General features: G+C 63.5%; 11 protein-coding genes and 1 pseudogene. 11 read left to right on the top strand and 1 reads right to left on the bottom strand.

From position 1 onward, the window contains the following. Positions 1 to 220 precede the first annotated feature (220 nt). From P0D84_RS42855 to P0D84_RS42815, 9 genes are all read left to right on the top strand, one after another. Positions 221 to 1,516, top strand: coding sequence for a glycosyltransferase family 4 protein (locus tag P0D84_RS42855; RefSeq protein WP_408348798.1), 1,296 nt, complete (start codon positions 221 to 223; stop codon positions 1,514 to 1,516). Positions 1,517 to 1,619: 103 nt separating this feature from the next. Beyond that, positions 1,620 to 2,225, top strand: coding sequence for a D-glycero-alpha-D-manno-heptose-1,7-bisphosphate 7-phosphatase (locus P0D84_RS42850; RefSeq protein WP_408348795.1), 606 nt, complete (start codon positions 1,620 to 1,622; stop codon positions 2,223 to 2,225). Beyond that, positions 2,222 to 3,445, top strand: a complete 1,224-nt coding sequence (waaF, locus tag P0D84_RS42845; RefSeq protein WP_408348792.1) for a lipopolysaccharide heptosyltransferase II — start codon at positions 2,222 to 2,224, stop codon at positions 3,443 to 3,445. The genes P0D84_RS42850 and waaF overlap by 4 nt, the downstream gene beginning before the upstream one ends. 25 nt (positions 3,446 to 3,470) lie before the next feature. Continuing rightward, positions 3,471 to 5,216 (top strand): carbamoyltransferase family protein, encoded by a 1,746-nt coding sequence (locus tag P0D84_RS42840; protein ID WP_408348789.1) that lies wholly within the window; start codon positions 3,471 to 3,473, stop codon positions 5,214 to 5,216. Between the two features lie 35 nt (positions 5,217 to 5,251). Then, on the top strand, positions 5,252 to 6,289 hold the full coding sequence (locus P0D84_RS42835) for a glycosyltransferase family 2 protein (protein ID WP_408349806.1): 1,038 nt from the start codon (positions 5,252 to 5,254) through the stop codon (positions 6,287 to 6,289). Beyond that, positions 6,286 to 7,419 (top strand): glycosyltransferase family 9 protein, encoded by a 1,134-nt coding sequence (locus tag P0D84_RS42830; protein ID WP_408348786.1) that lies wholly within the window; start codon positions 6,286 to 6,288, stop codon positions 7,417 to 7,419. Before P0D84_RS42835 ends, P0D84_RS42830 begins: the two co-directional genes overlap by 4 nt. Continuing rightward, complete coding sequence (locus P0D84_RS42825) at positions 7,409 to 8,365, top strand: glycosyltransferase family 4 protein (protein WP_408348783.1); 957 nt, start codon at positions 7,409 to 7,411, stop codon at positions 8,363 to 8,365. The genes P0D84_RS42830 and P0D84_RS42825 overlap by 11 nt, the downstream gene beginning before the upstream one ends. A gap of 38 nt (positions 8,366 to 8,403) precedes the next feature. Continuing rightward, the gene (locus P0D84_RS42820; protein WP_408348780.1) at positions 8,404 to 9,423 is read left to right on the top strand and encodes a UDP-glucuronic acid decarboxylase family protein; all 1,020 of its coding nucleotides are present in this window, start codon (positions 8,404 to 8,406) and stop codon (positions 9,421 to 9,423) included. 220 nt (positions 9,424 to 9,643) lie between these two features. Continuing rightward, positions 9,644 to 10,573, top strand: a complete 930-nt coding sequence (locus P0D84_RS42815; RefSeq protein ID WP_408348777.1) for a glycosyltransferase family 2 protein — start codon at positions 9,644 to 9,646, stop codon at positions 10,571 to 10,573. A gap of 656 nt (positions 10,574 to 11,229) precedes the next feature. On the opposite strand, the pseudogene P0D84_RS42810 reads toward P0D84_RS42815, so the two are convergent. Next, positions 11,230 to 12,968: pseudogene (locus P0D84_RS42810) on the bottom strand (RecQ family ATP-dependent DNA helicase). 430 nt (positions 12,969 to 13,398) lie between these two features. Here P0D84_RS42810 and P0D84_RS42805 point away from each other — a divergent pair. After that, positions 13,399 to 13,707 (top strand): hypothetical protein, encoded by a 309-nt coding sequence (locus tag P0D84_RS42805; RefSeq protein ID WP_408348774.1) that lies wholly within the window; start codon positions 13,399 to 13,401, stop codon positions 13,705 to 13,707. A 136-nt stretch (positions 13,708 to 13,843) separates the two neighbouring features. After that, positions 13,844 to 15,139, top strand: coding sequence for an NRAMP family divalent metal transporter (locus P0D84_RS42800; protein ID WP_408348771.1), 1,296 nt, complete (start codon positions 13,844 to 13,846; stop codon positions 15,137 to 15,139). Positions 15,140 to 16,765 lie beyond the last annotated feature (1,626 nt).

The raw sequence follows: 16,765 nt of genomic DNA, 5'->3' as shown, positions 1-16,765 counted from the left end.
TAAAAACAGGGAACGCCACACCGCATTTCATGTGAAAAAAAGGGGCGCGCGAGAGCGACGAGGCCGGCTGCAAGCGCCGCATCTGTATAACGCCTCCTTTTCGGGAGTGGCACACCGCATGCTGTGGCCGAATGTCGGCTTCGTCGCGTGATTTCCGGAATACGTGTAAGAGGAAGCGACCATCCCGACGCCACTAATGTCCCGCTTGCGAAGGAACGCTATGAAAATCGCCCTCATCAGTGAACACGCCTCGCCCCTCGCGGTTGCCGGCGGCGTCGATAGTGGTGGACAAAACATTTACGTTGCCAACGTCGCGCGGCAACTCGTAAAGATGGGCCATGAGGTCGATGTTTTCACGCGCTGCGACCGCGCGCTGCTCCCGCTCATCTCGGACATGGACGGTGTGCGGGTGATTCATGTGCCGGCCGGACCACCGAAGCAACTGCCGAAAGAACAACTGCTGCCCTTCATGGATGAGTTCGCAACGTTCCTCATCGAGTTCTTTCAGCGGGAAAGAGACCCGCACCAGGTCATGCACGCGAATTTCTTCATGTCCGGCCTCGCTGCCCTGAAGGTGAAGAAAGCCCTCGGCGTGCCGCTCGTCACCACCTTCCACGCGCTAGGTCGCGTGCGGCGAATCCACCAGGGCGCGGACGACGGCTTTCCCGACGAGCGTTTCGCCATTGAAGACGAACTGGTCGCCCGCTCGGACATTGTCGTGGCCGAGTGTCCCCAGGACGAGGCCGATCTGATCGAACACTACCGCGCCGATCCGTCCCGCATCCAGATCGTCCCATGCGGTTTCGACGCCGACGAATTCCGGCCCATCGAGCGCGCCGCCGCGCGCGAGGCCCTCGGCTGGCATCAGGATGAATTCACCGTGCTGCAGCTCGGACGGCTCGTGCAACGCAAAGGCATCGACAACGTGGTGCGCGGCGTCGGCATTCTGCGGCAGGTATTCCGGGCGTCCGCGCGACTGTACGTGGTGGGCGGCAACTCGGACGCGCCGAATGAACTGGCTACACCGGAGATCGCGCGCTTGCGCGGCATTGCCGGCGAATGCGGCGTGGCCGAGCAGACTACCTTCATCGGACGGCGCGGACGGGCACAACTGCGCTACTTCTATAGCGCAGCCGATGTGTTCGTGACCACGCCGTGGTACGAGCCATTCGGCATCACGCCGGTCGAGGCGATGGCATGCGGCACGCCGGTAATCGGCGCCGATGTCGGCGGAATCCGCTATTCGGTCGCTGATGGCGTGACCGGCTTTCTGGTGCCGCCGCGCGATCCGGTCGCATTCGCCGCTCGCCTGGACCAGTTGCGGCGCGAGCCGGCGCTCGCGCGCCGCATGGGCGATGCGGGCCTCGCGCGCGCCCAGGCGGAATTCACCTGGCAAGGTGTCGGCGAAGCACTAGCACAGATCTATGCGCGAGCGGCGCGACTCGTGCCGGAAAGAACGGGAGTCGAACAGGTCGAGATGCCGAAGCGCGCTGCGGCCGGCGCGTCGGCCGGTTAAGCCGGCGGACGCGCCGCCTTTCATACCGTTCGCCTGGCCTGCTGGCGCCGATACCCGCGGCGCCACTGCCGAATTTCCGCTCACGCTTTTCGTCTGGACGCACATGATGCAACCCGCTGTGTTCTTCGACAAGGATGGCACGCTGCTCGACGACGTGCCGTACAACGTCGATCCCTCGCTGATGCGTTTCGGGCCGGGCGCGCGTCAGGCACTGACGTTGCTCGCAGCGCATCCGTTCGCGCTGTTCGTAATCAGCAATCAGTCAGGCGTGGCGCTGGGCAGGTTCGAGCATTCGGCATTGACCGAGGTCGAAGCTCAATTGCATCGCCTGTTCGCCGGGTGCGGCGCGACCTTGAGCGGCGTGTACTGGTGTCCGCATCATCCGCACGGCGGCGTCGCGCGTTATGCGGCCATGTGCGGCTGTCGCAAGCCTGCCCCTGGTCTCTTGCTGCGCGCGGCGCAAGAACACCGACTCGATCTCGCCCAAAGCTGGTTTATCGGCGACATTCTCGACGACGTCGAAGCGGGCAACCGTGCAGGCTGTCGCACGGTGCTGCTCGACAACGGCAACGAAACCGAATGGCTCAGCGGAGCACAGCGTGTGCCGAGCGCGCGCGCCGCCGATCTGCACGCGGCCGCGCGGATTGTCGTGCGTAGCGGCGGTGACGGAGCGCGGCGCGCCCCGAGCCGCGAGGAAGCCGCCCGATGAACGCCCCGCTGCTTCTCGCCCAGCCGACCCTGGCGCACGCGCGCGCGCCCGATACGTCGCAGCCCTCGTGGTGGGGCGAAGACGTCAAACGGATCCTCTGCGTGCGCTTGGACAATCTCGGCGACGTGCTGATGACCACGCCCGCATTGCACGCGTTGCGTCGATCCGGCGCGAATCGCCACATCACGCTGCTCGCTTCGCGCAGCGGCGTTGCGCTCACCCCCTTTCTCGACGACGTCGACGCGGTGATCGAATACGACGCCCCATGGGTCGCGCAACCGCCGAACGATAACCGCACACTCGCCGACGATCAGCGGATGCTCGACCATTTGCGCTGCGGCTGCTTCGACGCAGCCGTGATTTTCACCGTCTACAGTCAGAGCCCGTTACCTGCGGCAATGCTTTGCTATCTCGCCGGCATTCCGCGCCGCCTCGCTCACTGCCGGGAGAACCCCTATGCGTTGCTCACTGACTGGTTGAGCGAACCGGAACCGCAGCAGCGCACGCGTCATGAAGTGGAGCGTCAGCTCGATCTTGTGCGCCACGTCGGTGCGCAAGCGCCGGACACGCGCATGCGCTTCAGCGTGGACGAAGCCGACCGGAGAAGCCTCGATGCGCAACTTTCAGCGCGCGGCGTCGATCACGCAGCCCGCTGGTTCGTGTTGCATCCCGGCGCCACCGCCGCGTCGCGCCGCTATCCGCCCGAACGTTTCGGCGAATTGGCCGGCCGCCTCGCGCGCGAAACCGGCGCGGCGGTGCTGATCACCGGCAGTTCAGGCGAACGCCCGTTAGTCGAGGCGGTGATTCGCGCTGCTGCGCCCGGCGTGCGGACACACCTGCACGATTTGAGCGGCGCGCTTGCGCTCGGCGAACTCGCCGCGCTGATCGAGCGAACGAGCGTGCTAGTGTCCAACAACAGCGGCCCGGTGCATCTGGCCTCGGCGCTGGGCACGCCGGTCGTCGATCTGTACGCACTGACCAATCCGCAACACACGCCGTGGCAGACGCCGCACCGCGTGCTGTTTCACGACGTCGAATGCCGCTGGTGCTATCGCAGCGTGTGTCCGCAACACCATCACGCCTGCCTGCTCGGCGTCACGCCGGATGAAGTGGTACAGGCGGCGCTCGAGCTGCTCGGTCAGGCGGCCACGCACGACGCCGCATTCGGCGCGCGCCGCGCCGACCTTCCGCCGCTCGCCGATGAAGCCGTGGCCCCTTAAAAACCTTCTGCCCTTGCGAACGCTCATGTATACACTCGGAATCAATGCCGTCTATCACGACAGCGCCGCGGCCCTGCTGCGCGACGGGGTGGTCCTCGCCGCCGCCGAAGACGAACGCTTCACCCACGTCAAACATGCGAAGCGGCCCGTGCCGTTTTCGACATGGCAATTGCCTTTCGATGCGATCGACTATTGCCTGAAGGCGGCCGGCATCACGCTCGCGGACGTCGACCATGTTGCGTATTCGTACGACCCCGCCTTGTTCGGCGGCATGCCGAAACATGCGGGCGCAACCATCGAACTGCCGTTCGATCCCGCCAATACTCGCTTGGCCAACCCGTCGGCGTCGCCGTGGGATCCGCTCTTTCTCAGCTACATTGCGAACGCCAAAGGGCAATTGCTCGACGGCGCGCCGCATCATTTGCGCAAGCGCTTCCAGGGCGTGGACCGTGACAAGGGGTTCCAATGGCACTTCGTCGAGCATCACCTTGCACACGAGGCCAGCGCCTTTCTCGCCGCGCCATTCGACGACACCGCGGTCCTGACCATGGATGGCCGCGGCGAAGGCGTGACCACCAGCATGGGGCAATTCGTCGGTGGTGAATATACGCGACTCAAGCAGGTCGAACTGCCGCACTCGCTCGGCTTGCTTTATGAGGCCGTGACCGACTGGCTGGGCTTTCTCCACTCGTCGGACGAATACAAGGTCATGGCGCTCGCTTCGTACGGCCAGCCGCGATACATCGATGTATTCCGCGAGATCGTTCGCTATCGCAACGATGGGAGTTATACCGTCGAGGCGCCGCGTCTTGCCGAACGCTTCGGACCGGCGCGCGAACGCGGCGCTCCGCTCGAGCAGCGTCACCTTGATATCGCGCATTCCTTGCAACGGGTGCTCGAAGAGACCGTGCTGCAACTGGCGGGCTGGCTGCATCAGCGGACCGGTTTGAGCAGGCTGAGCATGGCCGGCGGCGTTGCATTGAACTGCGTGATGAATTCGAAACTGCGCGACGCGGGTCCGTTTTCCGAGGTGTGGGTTCAGCCCGCTGCGGGCGATGCCGGCACGGCGCTCGGCGCCGCGCTGTGGATCGACTACCGCGAGCGCAGCGCGCGCGGCGACCGCCGGCGTCACTGGGTCATGGATCACGCGTATCTCGGACCGGAATACGGCGAAGCGGAAATCGAGCAATTCCTGGGTTGGTCGAAGATGCCATACCGGCGCCTGTCCGACATTGCCGGCGAGACCGCCGATCTGCTCGCCGACGGCAAGGTGGTCGGCTGGTATCAGGGCCGCACGGAATTCGGACCGCGCGCACTCGGCGCGCGTTCGATCCTCGCCTCGCCCGTGGACCCGCAGATGCAGGCGAAGCTCAACGAGATCAAGGACCGTGAAGATTTCCGACCGGTGGCGCCGGTCGTGATGGAAGAGCACGCGAACGAATGGTTCGTCGACGGCAGGTTCGCGCCTTTCATGCTGTTCGTCTTCGACGTGCGCGCCGACAAGGCCGCACGCATTCCGGCTGTGCGGCACGTCGACGGCACGGCGCGGGTGCAGACCGTCAACCGCTCGCAGCATCCGCTGTATTACGACCTGCTGGACGCGTTCCGACAGCGCACCGGGGTGCCGATTCTGGTCAATACCTCGTTCAATACGCGCGGCGAACCGATGGTGAATTCGCCGCGCGACGCGGTGGAATCGTTCTGGACCTCGCCGCTCGATGCGCTCGTGATCGGCCCATTCCTCGTCGAAAAATCGGGAGCCGGCGCATGAGTTCAGTGACCGGTCCGATCGAACCAGCCGGCGCAATGGCCAACCCGCGCGTTGTGAGAGAACCGGTCGCGTCCGGCTATCCCGGCGCGCTGCCGACGCATTTCGATGTCTCCGTGGTCGTGCCGACCTACCGTCGTCCGGCAATGCTCGCCGCGTGTCTCGCCGCGCTGTGCGAGCAGGATTTTCCCGCCGGGCGCTACGAGATCGTAGTCTGTGATGACGGTCCCGACGAGGCTACGCGAGCCTGCGTCGGCCGCTTTGCCGAAGCCTTGGCCGCGCGTGGACCCGCCATCCGCTATGTGCCAGTCACTCGCACCCAGGGGCCGGCCGGCGCCCGCAACGCCGGCTGGCAGCAGGCGCGCTCGCCAGTGATCGCCTTCACCGACGACGACACCCTCCCCGACCCGCACTGGCTCACGGCCGGCGTCGGGGCGCTCGCACACGGCGCCGCGGCCGCGACGGGAGCGATCGTCGTGCCGCTACCGCCTTTGCCGACCGATTACGAAGCCGATGCAAGCGGCCTCGAACGCGCCGAGTTCGCGACCGCGAATGCCTTTGTCGTCCGCTCGTTCCTCGCCGCGGCGGGTGGCTTCGACGAACGTTTCACGTCGGCATGGCGTGAAGACTCCGACCTGCAGTTCACGCTGATGCAGGCGGGCGGTGAGATCGTGCGCGTGCCCGAAGCGCTGGTCGTGCATCGGGTCAGGCCGGCGCGCTGGGGGGTGAGCATCGCGCAGCAGAAAAAAAGCCAGTTCGACGCGCTGCTCTACAGGAAACATCCCGAACTGTTCAGAACACGCATTCGCGCGACGCCGCCGCTCCTGTATTACGCGACTGTGTGCAGTGCGGTGGCGGCGTTGGGCGGTATGCTGGCCGGCAACGCCCGCACAGCGCTCACGGCGCTGATTGCGTGGCTGGCACTCACGGGCTACTTCTGCGTGATGCGTTTGCGCGGTCGCGATCGCAGTTGGCGGCACGTCGCCGAGATGGCATGGACGTCAATCCCCATTCCGTTTCTTTCGATCTTCTGGCGGCTCTATGGCGCCCTTCGCTTCAAGGTGTTCTTTCTATGAACGCACCCTCGTTCCTGACGGCATTCGCGCCGCGCCGTATCGTCATTTTTCGCGCGCTGCAACTCGGCGACATGCTGTGTGCAGTGCCCGCGCTGCGGGCGCTACGAAATGCAGCCCCGCAAGCGCATATCGCGCTGATCGGGTTACCGTGGGCGCAGGCGTTCGTCGAGCGCTACGGCGATCTCATCGACGAGTTGATCGTCTTTCCCGGCGCGGTGGGCTTCCCCGAACAGTCAGAATCGAACGCCGGGCTACCCGCATTCTTTTCGCAAATGCGTGGAAGGCGTTTCGATCTCGCGATCCAGTGGCACGGCAGCGGCGGCATCGCCAATGATCTGTTGCACGAACTCGGCGCACGAGCCCATGCCGGTTTCGTACAGCCTGGCGAACCGGTGAGGCATGGTTGCTTCATTGACTGGCCAGACGACCTGCCAGAGTCTGAACGCTATCTTGCCCTGACCAGCGCCATCGGTGCGCCCGTGGTCGAACGGCAATCTGCGTTTCCCTTGACCTGGCGCGACGGCCACGAGTACGCCGAGCTTGCGGCGGTGCATGGCGTGGAAGCGCAGCGGCTTGTGCTGATTCATCCCGGCGCGCAATTGCCGTCGCGCCGCTGGCCCGCGGAGCGTTTTGCTTCCGTGGCCGACAACCTGGCTACCGACGGCTGGCAGATCGCCATCACCGGGACCGCCGCCGAAGCGTCGCTGACGGGCGCGGTATTGGGCGCCATGAGCGCGCCCGCGCTATATCTTGCGGGCGCCACTTCGCTCGGTGGACTGGCCGCGCTGGTTGCCCGCGCGCGACTCGTGGTCTGCAACGACACCGGCATCTCGCACATTGCCGCAGCCGTGGCCACGGCATCGGTAGTGATCGCGTCCGGCAGCGATACGCGCCGCTGGGCGCCGCTGGACCACGCACGGCATCGCGTCCTCGCCGACTACCCCGCGTGCCGGCCGTGCGCGTACCGCGATTGCCCGTACGGGCATCCTTGTGCATTGAACGTCAGCGTCGAACACGTCGTCGAGGCCGCCCGCGCACAACTCGCGCAAGTTCGGGGTGCATGTCCGGGGGCGCCGAACGCATTGCACGCGGACAGCCGGACTTTGAAGGAGATGCCTCATGCTGCATAGCCTCCGCCGTCTGCGCGTGTTGACCTGGCACGTACATGGCAATTACCTGTACTACCTCACGCAGACGCCGCACGACTTCTATCTCGTCACCAAACCGGGCAATCCACCCGGCTTTGCGGGCAAAACAGGCGTTCTGCCGTGGGGTGACAACGTCCACGAAATCCATGTGGACGATGTGCCCAATCAGCAATTCGACGTGATCCTGTATCAGCACAAAAGCCATTGGGAACACGACCGCGAGCATGTATTGAGCGCGGCGCAACGGCGCCTGCCGCGCGTCTATATCGAGCACGATCCTCCGCAGGACAATCCTTTCCAGCAATGGCACTGGGTCGACGACCCCGACACGCTGCTGGTTCACGTCACCCACTTCAACCAGTTGATGTGGGACTGCGGCGTCACGCCGACGCGTGTCATCGAGCACGGCGTGCTCGTGCCCGCGGGCGTGCGTTACAGCGGCGAACTGGAGCGTGGCATTGTGGTGGTGAACCACCTGGCGCAGCGCGGACGGCGGCTCGGCGCGGATGTATTCAGCGAAATCCGCACGCGCGTGCCGCTCGATCTCGTCGGCATGGAAGCGGAGCGCCTGGGTGGTATTGGCGAAATCGGCAATCTCGATCTGGCCGCTTTCAGTGCGCGCTATCGCTTCTTCTTCAATCCGATTCGCTGGACCAGCCTCGGGTTGGCAGTCGTAGAGGCCATGACAATCGGCATGCCGATCGTCGGCCTCGCGACCACCGAACTGGCCACCGTGATCCGCAACGGCGAAAACGGTTTCATCCACACGGATGTGAACGTGTTAGTGGAAGCCATGCGGGCGCTACTGCGCGATCCCGGCGAAGCGCGGCGTCTCGGCGAAGGCGCGCGACGCACCGCGCTCGAGCGCTTCCATATCGACCGTTTCGCCCAGGACTGGCATGACACGCTGCAGCACGTCGCTGCCTGACCCAGCACCCGCCGCACTCCACCGAAGGACGATGCACCATGAAAGAACTCACCCGCAAGCGGATTCTGGTTACCGGCGGCGCTGGATTTCTCGGCTCGCATCTATGCGAGCGGCTCGTCGCACAAGGGCACGACGTGCTGTGCGTCGATAACTTCTACACCGGCACCAAGGACAACATCGCGCATCTGCTCGATTGCGCCAACTTTGAACTGCTGCGCCACGACGTCACCTTTCCGCTATACGTGGAGGTGGATGAAATCTACAACCTCGCCTGCCCCGCTTCGCCCATCCACTATCAGTACGATCCGGTGCAGACCACCAAGACCAGCGTGCACGGCGCGATCAACATGCTCGGACTCGCCAAACGCGTGAAGGCAAAAATCTTCCAGGCGTCGACGAGCGAAGTGTATGGCGATGCCCTCATGCATCCCCAGACCGAAGACTACTGGGGACACGTGAATCCGATCGGCCCGCGTTCGTGCTACGACGAAGGCAAGCGCTGCGCCGAGACGCTATTCATGGATTACCGGCGCCAACATGGGCTGTCGATCCGGATTGCCCGCATTTTCAACACGTATGGGCCGCGCATGCATCCCGCCGATGGCCGCGTCGTATCGAACTTCATGATGCAGGCGCTGCAGGGCGAGCCGATCACGCTCTACGGCGATGGCTCGCAAACGCGCTCGTTCTGCTACGTGGACGACATGATCGATGCGTTCATCCGTTTGATGAACACCGACGACAATCCGGCGGGCCCGGTGAATCTCGGCAATCCCCACGAGGTGACGATGCGCGAGATGGCCCAGCGTATCGTGGCGATCACCGCTTCCACGTCACCTCTGGAGTTGCGCCCCTTGCCGACCGACGACCCCTGGCATCGTCAGCCGGATATCACGCGTGCCCGAGAGCTGTTTGGCTGGCAACCGCAGATATCGCTGGACGACGGTCTGGCCGCCACCGCCCGTTATTTCCGCGCACGGATCGCGGCCAGCGGCGAGGCTCTGTGTGGCGCTATGCCGGGCGGCTTCGCCGCGCCGCTCGCACATAGCTCGACATGAAAGTGCGTGTGCGGCCCTCTGATGCGGCAGTGCCTGAAACTGGCAAGGCCCGCGCCCGCCCGAGGCCTTCGTGATGATCTCGGCAAGGCGAGACGGAAAAGGCAACGGACGGCAGCCCCTGCCACGGCGACCCCTTCAAGTAGTGGTGTCTGGGTCGACTCCGCAACGGACACCGGCGGGCGAGTGATTTTCTGTCAAGCGACAAACCGCGAGGCTTGCAATGAAAATGGATGCCAATTCCCGGGACCGGTCGGTCGCGCAGCGCATCTCGGTAGTCGTCCTGACGCATAACCGGGCGAAGGAAGTCATGTGCACCATCTCGCGCCTGGTTGCGTTGCCGGAGCAGCCCGAGATCATCGTCGCCGATAACGCTTCGAGCGACCGAACCGTCGCGCTGATCGAGGCAGGCACGCGGGGTGTGCGCGTCGTGCAGTGCCTGTCAAATCTCGGCGCCGCCGGCCGCAACCGGGCCGTCGCGCGCGTAACGACCGACTACGTCGCCTTCTGTGACGACGATATGTGGTGGGAGCCCGGCTCCCTGGCGCGGGCGGTTCGTGTGTTCGACGCGTCACCGCGTGCCGCCGTGCTGAGCGCCCGCGTGCTGGTGGGCAAGTCGCTGGAACTGGACGAGACGTGTGTTCGTATGCGCAACAGCCCACTGGAGAGCCATGATTTGCCCGGCCCGTCGCTGACAGGCTACCTGGCGGGTGCCTGCGTTTTCCGGACCGATGTGTTTCGCGCGGTCGGCGGTTACGAGCCGCGCCTTTTCATTGGCGGGGAAGAAGAACTGGTTGCGCTCGACGTACTCACTTCCGGCGGCGCAATCGTTTATGTGGACTCGATGGTGGTGCATCATCATCCGTCGCGGACGCGGGACAGCCGTTTGAGACGACGGCTGCTGGCACGCAATGCAGCATGGATTTCCTGGCTGCGTCTGCCACTGCGCGACGCATGCTGCGCGACCGGGCGAGCCTTCGCGCTTCTGTGGCACGAAGGCGCTTTCGTGCGTGATGTGCTCGCCATGATGCGCGCGCTCCCGTGGGCGCTGGCCCGTCGCCGGGTAGTCCCGCCTTCCGTACTTGCAATGCGTCGGCAGGTGCATGTTGCCGAACAAGGTCGAAAGGAAGTCGACCGGCGCGCGACGAGCTGACGTACCGGGTTTGGTCGTAGCCGTTTGGCTCGTCGACGGATATGACGATGGTCATGCGATCCGCCCCCAGCGTCATTGCGATGGACGGCGCCCCCAACCGTGACGGGTTTCGTGGCATCGATCATCAGCCGTCCACCAGCACTCCCTCCCGCTCAGCCGATAAGGCGCGAACGCTGCCAGAGCCAGTCTGAGATCATTGTCAGCCGCTTGCAGTACCGTACCCGGTCCCCGCTCGTTGATTACGGCCACCACGGCGATATTCGAGTACAGATCATGGCCGGCATACCTCGGTTGAGCCTCCTGAACGGGTCAGTCGATCGTTTGCCTCTCAACTGTAGACCCCGGTCGCCCCCTTCTCCGACGGCCAGGAAGCCCTTCAATGATTGTCAACTCGACGGTGGTCCGGTCAATCCAGGCAAGCCATACGAGGTGACGATGCTCGCGATTGCCCGGCGCATCGTGGCGATCACGGCTTCCGCCTCGCCGCCTGAATTGCGCCCATTGCCGACCGACGACCCACAGCACCGTCAGCCGGATATCACGCGTACGCGCCAACTGCTCGGCTGGCAACCGCACGCCTCGTGGCCAACGATCGACCGCGGACTGCCCTTTATTTTCGCGCCGCATCGAAGCCAGCGGCAACGCTTTGCCAGGCGCTATTCCGGGCGTCGTCGCGCCGCTTGCACACAGCTCGGCATCAAGGTTCGCGTGCGGCCGTCGGGAAACTGCACCACCACCTGTTCACCGCTCGCCAGCGCAACTTCACCGGCGCCGTAACGCGGTACGCGAACCGGATCGCCGGGTGCGCAGTCACGCGACCCGTGCGGTTCGCTTGTGCGCGGTTGCGCGGGCAACAAGGTGTCGAGGACGACGACATCCGCGCCGGAACGCACGTCGATCTGCGGCGGATTCAGACAGTTGTCGCACACGCCGCAGCGCTCCATTTGCGGCGTATCACCGTAGTAATCGAGAATCGCGCGCCCGCGGCACTGACTGGTCTGCGCGTAGTCAATCATCTTTTGCAAGGTCTCCTTGTCGTGCACGCTCATCTGCTCGAATTGTGTTGCGCCTTTCGCTACTGACTCGCGCGCCGTTTCAGCGGCAGCATCGCTGGACGCTGCCTGCGTGAGCAACCGGTAGCGGCGCTGCCGGTCACGGCCGGCGATGCGCCTCCACCAACATGTTCAACGCAACCTCCAGCTTGCCGGCACCGACCTCGGCCATGTCGCGCTTGAGCGTAGCGAGGGTTGCGCCCTTCGCGTTCTCCCCGCGATGCGCCGCCAGCGCGTCGTACACGCGTTGCGCAAGTTCGGGGCTCGGATAGCGGCCCGCCAGAAAAAAATGCTGGATGCGCCGGTCGTTCAGATCAAACAACAACACGCAGTCGGCCGGTTTGCCGTCGCGCCCTGCACGGCCTGTCTCCTGGTAATAGGCATCGAGGCTGCCAGGCATCTGATAGTGAATCACGGAGCGGATGTCCGCTTTGTCGATGCCCATGCCGAATGCGTTGGTGGCGACCATCACGCGCGTCGCACCGGACATGAACTGCTCCTGCGCCGCTTTGCGCACATTGTCGGCGAGGCAGCCGTGATAACGCGAAACCGATTCGCCCGCCTCGACGAGCCAGCCGTAGATGCGGTCGAAGTCCGCTACCGTTGCCGGACAACGATGCGGTCAGCTCGCGCAGTTGTTCACGCTTCGCTTCCACGGCCCGCGTCGCGCCGTCTTTGCCGCCGGCCGTACTGACCTGCACGACCCGGTAGCGCAGGTTTTCACGCAACGTGCCGGTGCGAACGACGCGCGGCTCGCGAAAGCCTAGTGAGCGAACGATGTCGTCCAGCACCGCGGCTGTCGCCGTTGCGGTCAACGCGAGCACCGACGGATGGCCAAGCGCCGTTACCGCGTTCGAGGAAGGCCGGCCGGAAGTCGTGACCCCATCGCGACAAGCAATGCGCTTCATCGACGACCACGAGTCCGACGCGGTGCTCAGTATGGGAACGCAATATGTCGATGAACGCCGGTTGCGCGAGGCGCTCCGGCGTCACGAACACAATGCCGCTCTCGCCTGCCGCGATACGTCCGGCGCCTCGCGTTCCGCACGCCTTCGCAGCGTGCTGTTGACCAGCGTGCAGTCGATGCCGGTCGCAAGTGGTGTGTCCGTCTGATCCTTCATCAGCGCGATGAGCGGCGACACGACCAGCGTCATGCCGTCCAGATGCAGCGCGGGCAATTGATAGCACAGCGACTTCCCGGCGCCTGTCGGCATCGTGGCCAGCGTATCGCTCCGTTCCAGCTCGCTGCGAATTATATCTTCCTGGCCGGCACGTAGCCGGGAGATGCCGAACATGTCGCCCATGGTCTTGCGCATGCTTCGAAGACGCTGGTCGAGTGTCATGAAGTCAGATACCGGCCGGGAAAAGCGGGGAAACTCATGCGCAATCTTTTCTTTTGACAGTGGTGATCTGACAGTCAGCAACCGTCGTGCCGGGAGTCGTCTACGGCTCGTAGCTTGACCTTGGTCCAAAGGTTTGCCGGTCGAATGCGCGATAGGCCGCGATCGCGCCGGTCATCGGTTCGTGTTGCGTATTGACGGGTGCACAGCCAACCCATGCACTCCACGGAGAAGATGCACTGCAGACGAACGCAGTGGATGTCCACACGATTGCTGCCAGGCAGCGCAGACATACGGAGCCTGAAACTGCAACGGGCATTTGCAGTCAAGCGAAGCGGGGAGCCGGGGCATGAGAGTTCCCCGCCCCGCGGACCCATGAATAGCTTCCTGGCCCGATTCATGCTGCGCTGCTGTTGACCGGTAGGAGGCCATCATGAAAACCCGCATTTTCACTTACGTCGAATGGCCATGCGGACATCGCGGAGCCCTCATCGAAAGCCTGGACATCGGCGATCTTTCCGACCGCCGGCATCGGACGGGGCTGCGTAACCTGACCCCTGCTGGGACGTACGACGGCGGAGACGGACCGTTCGCAAAACTGAAGCCCGGTTGCCCGGCGTGCGGTCGAAGTCTGGATCCGGACGATGTCGTCGGGCGCAGTGAGTTGCACGGGTCGGGCGAAGCGCTGCGGCCAAAAGAGGATTCAGGATCGACGGAGCCCATGCTCAGCGTCGGTTGCTGACAGGCGCGCATCGCACGTCCGGTTGGTGGCTTCCGGCGGTGCCGCGCGACATGCGACCGCTTCCAGTTCAAAGGTTCATGGAACAGACCGTCTCCGCTCGCGCCATGTTCCACGCACGCTTCTCACAGGCACCGTGATGGACATCGACATCAACCCGTCCGACAAGCCGGATCCCGAGGTTCAGTCGTGGCTCGAAAAGCTCGGCCCGGGCCTGGTTACCGGCGCCGCGGACGACGATCCCAGTGGTATCGCGACCTATTCGCAGGCGGGTGCGCAGTTCGGCTTCAACATGCTGTGGACCATCATCATCACCTATCCGCTGATGGTCGCCATCCAGATAGTCAGCGCGCGACTGGGGCGCGTCAGCGGTCACGGCCTTGCAACAAACATCAGGCGGCACTATCCCGCATGGCTGCTCTACGGCTCTGTGGTCCTGCTGCTGGTCGCCAATACGATCAACATCGCGGCCGACCTCACGGCAATGGGCGCGGCGGTCAACCTGGTAATCGGCGGCCCAGCACGTCTTTACACCGTTGCACTTGCACTGATATCCGTGCTGTTGCAGCTCTTCATTCCCTATCGCAGTTACGTACGCGTACTGAAGTGGCTGACGCTCGCGCTGTTCGCCTACGTGGCCACGGTGTTTGTCGTCCAGGTCCCATGGCAGACCGTGCTGGTCCGTACCTTCATTCCGCACCTGTCCTGGAAAAGCGACTACCTCACGACAGTCGTCGCTGTATTGGGCACCACCATCAGTCCGTACCTGTTCTTCTGGCAGGCTTCACAGGAGGTGGAAGAGATGCGCGCCGAAACGGGCCAGCGCGCACTCAAAAACGCACCTGGGCAGGGCCAGGCTAACCTGCGCCGCATCCGGATGGACACCTGGATCGGGATGGGATTCTCGAACGCGGTGGCTTTTTTCATTATCCTGACGACTGCCGCGACCTTGAACGCGCACGGCGTGACTGACATACAGACGTCCTCACAGGCCGCTGTTGCCCTGAAACCCATCGCTGGAAACTTCGCGTTCACTCTTTTCAGTCTGGGGATCATCGGCACGGGCCTGCTCGCGTTGCCAGTGCTCGCGGGATCAGCAGCCTACGCGATGGCCGGTACGTTCAACTGGCGGAACAGCCTCGCCCTGAAACCGCAACTGGCAAAACGTTTCTACGGCATCATCGCCCTGTCGACGCTAGTCGGTCTCGTGATCGGCTTTACACGGATCGATCCCATTAAGGCGCTTTACTGGAGCGCCGTGATCAACGGCGTGGTTTCCGTCCCGATCATGGGACTGATCATGTTCATGGCGGTGAATCCGAAGATCATGGGCAGCTTCATGATTCCAGTGCACCTTCGCATCACCGGGTGGGCCGCGACGATTGCAATGGGCGCTGCCACGCTCGCCATGTTCTGGTTCATGCTCGCTCCTTGAGTGCGTGTGCAGTGCGGGCGCGCGAACCACTTTGGATTTACATGGCATACCTGATTTGCCCATCCAATGTCCGGTCCTAATGGAATCGGTCCTGAAGCGCCAGGCTCGCGACCGCTGTCAAGGAAGAGGACGCCCGACACGGGCCTGTGTCGGGGACGGTCGACCGCGGAAGCAGAAGCGATGAATTGCCAAGATCGAAAAATCAATGGTTGTTCGCGGATCATCAGGGCGAATGGGACAAGTACGGCCCTGCCTTAGCTGCAGGTTAAAGGCTTCAGCTCCATTTCCATTCACCTCCTGTCGGTCTTTCCGAGTTCTGATGCTGTGCTTCCTGTCGGCAAGTGTACGGCCTCAACCCGGGCGCCGTCAGATGGATAGCGGCCTGTCGTCTGGCAGACGGACTGCTCTCCAACCGGCAAGCATGCGCGCATGATTGGCGGCGTCCACTGACCCGTTTCTCATCTTCTCCTGAACTGCGCGTCAATCGCTTCACGATCGGAGCCCAGAGCCGTTCCTGACACACTGGCGAGTCAATCGGGCTTCTTCAGTCCGCTTGGATTCTCAGGTCCTCCGCGCGTCACCCCCTGATCAGCAGCCGGCGCGCTCGCACCGTGGTTATCCGGCGCCGTCTCGCGTCGTCCGAAGGCCGCCGACGCAGAGTGAGGCGCGCGGATTGCGCCAGGCATGCGCGGTCGATCGCCACCTGGAGACGTCTCAGCGACGTTGGCGTCTCGCATCCCCGCCCCGGCGCGGGCCATCCCCACACCACCCACTCCAGTCTCGCGGGCCGCGCCTGAATTCGGCGCGGATCGGGTCCCCGCAAAAATCAACAACAGTGCTGCAACTGCGAAGCTTTTGAAGAGAACTTTCAGTTTCGTGTCCGTCCTCAGGTGCACGCACCCCGCCGGTGTCCGAGCGCGTTGACTCGACGAATCTCTGCTCACGCGCCGAAGCCTTCTTCCATGAAGGCGGACGGAATTCGCCGAATCCACACTGAGGGATCTGACGATCACCGAGGCGGGATAAAAGACGGGATCTCAGCGAGAGAAAACGCCTACTCACGTATTGCGCCCTCCGAGTTTGATGAAATTCAATTTACGGTACGCGGGCGTGGGGCGTAACAAAGGCGCTCACTTGAGCATGTTGATAGGAAACAATTAAGTCTGTCGGTGGACAATTAAGTCTGTCGGACTCGTGCCAAATAACGAATCTATCGCGCGATATTCTCAATAACCCAAGTCTATTGATAGCTCACGCCGAATACCCACCGGCCGTCGCGTCTGCATTACGCGCGGGACTTGTGCTCGCTATCGTCACTGACTAAAGTCCGCGTAAAATGTCGCGCCGAGACGACAGTAGCGTTCCATATGTAATGTACAGCGTCCATGGCCGTCCTTCCTCCCTGGCTGATGCGCAGACACTTTTGGGGGATGCAATGTACGAAGGTCCGCGTGCACATGCGTCGGCACCGTCGCATGTTTTGGATTTCTGGCCTGCGAATAGCCTTGCCTCTTGGGAACAGGAGCCAGCGAAAACTTTCCTTTCCTGGCTCTCTGGCCAGCGCATCGCTGACCGGCAGTTCCGCGAATCTTCGCGGGAGACATACACTGCTATGTTCGCAACGTG

This window comes from Paraburkholderia sp. RL17-337-BIB-A (assembly GCF_046025895.1).
Classification (GTDB): Bacteria; Pseudomonadota; Gammaproteobacteria; order Burkholderiales; family Burkholderiaceae; genus Paraburkholderia; species Paraburkholderia fungorum_C.
The sequence above is the reverse complement of the archived record's forward strand: the minus strand, read 5'-3'. Positions and strand labels throughout refer to the sequence as shown.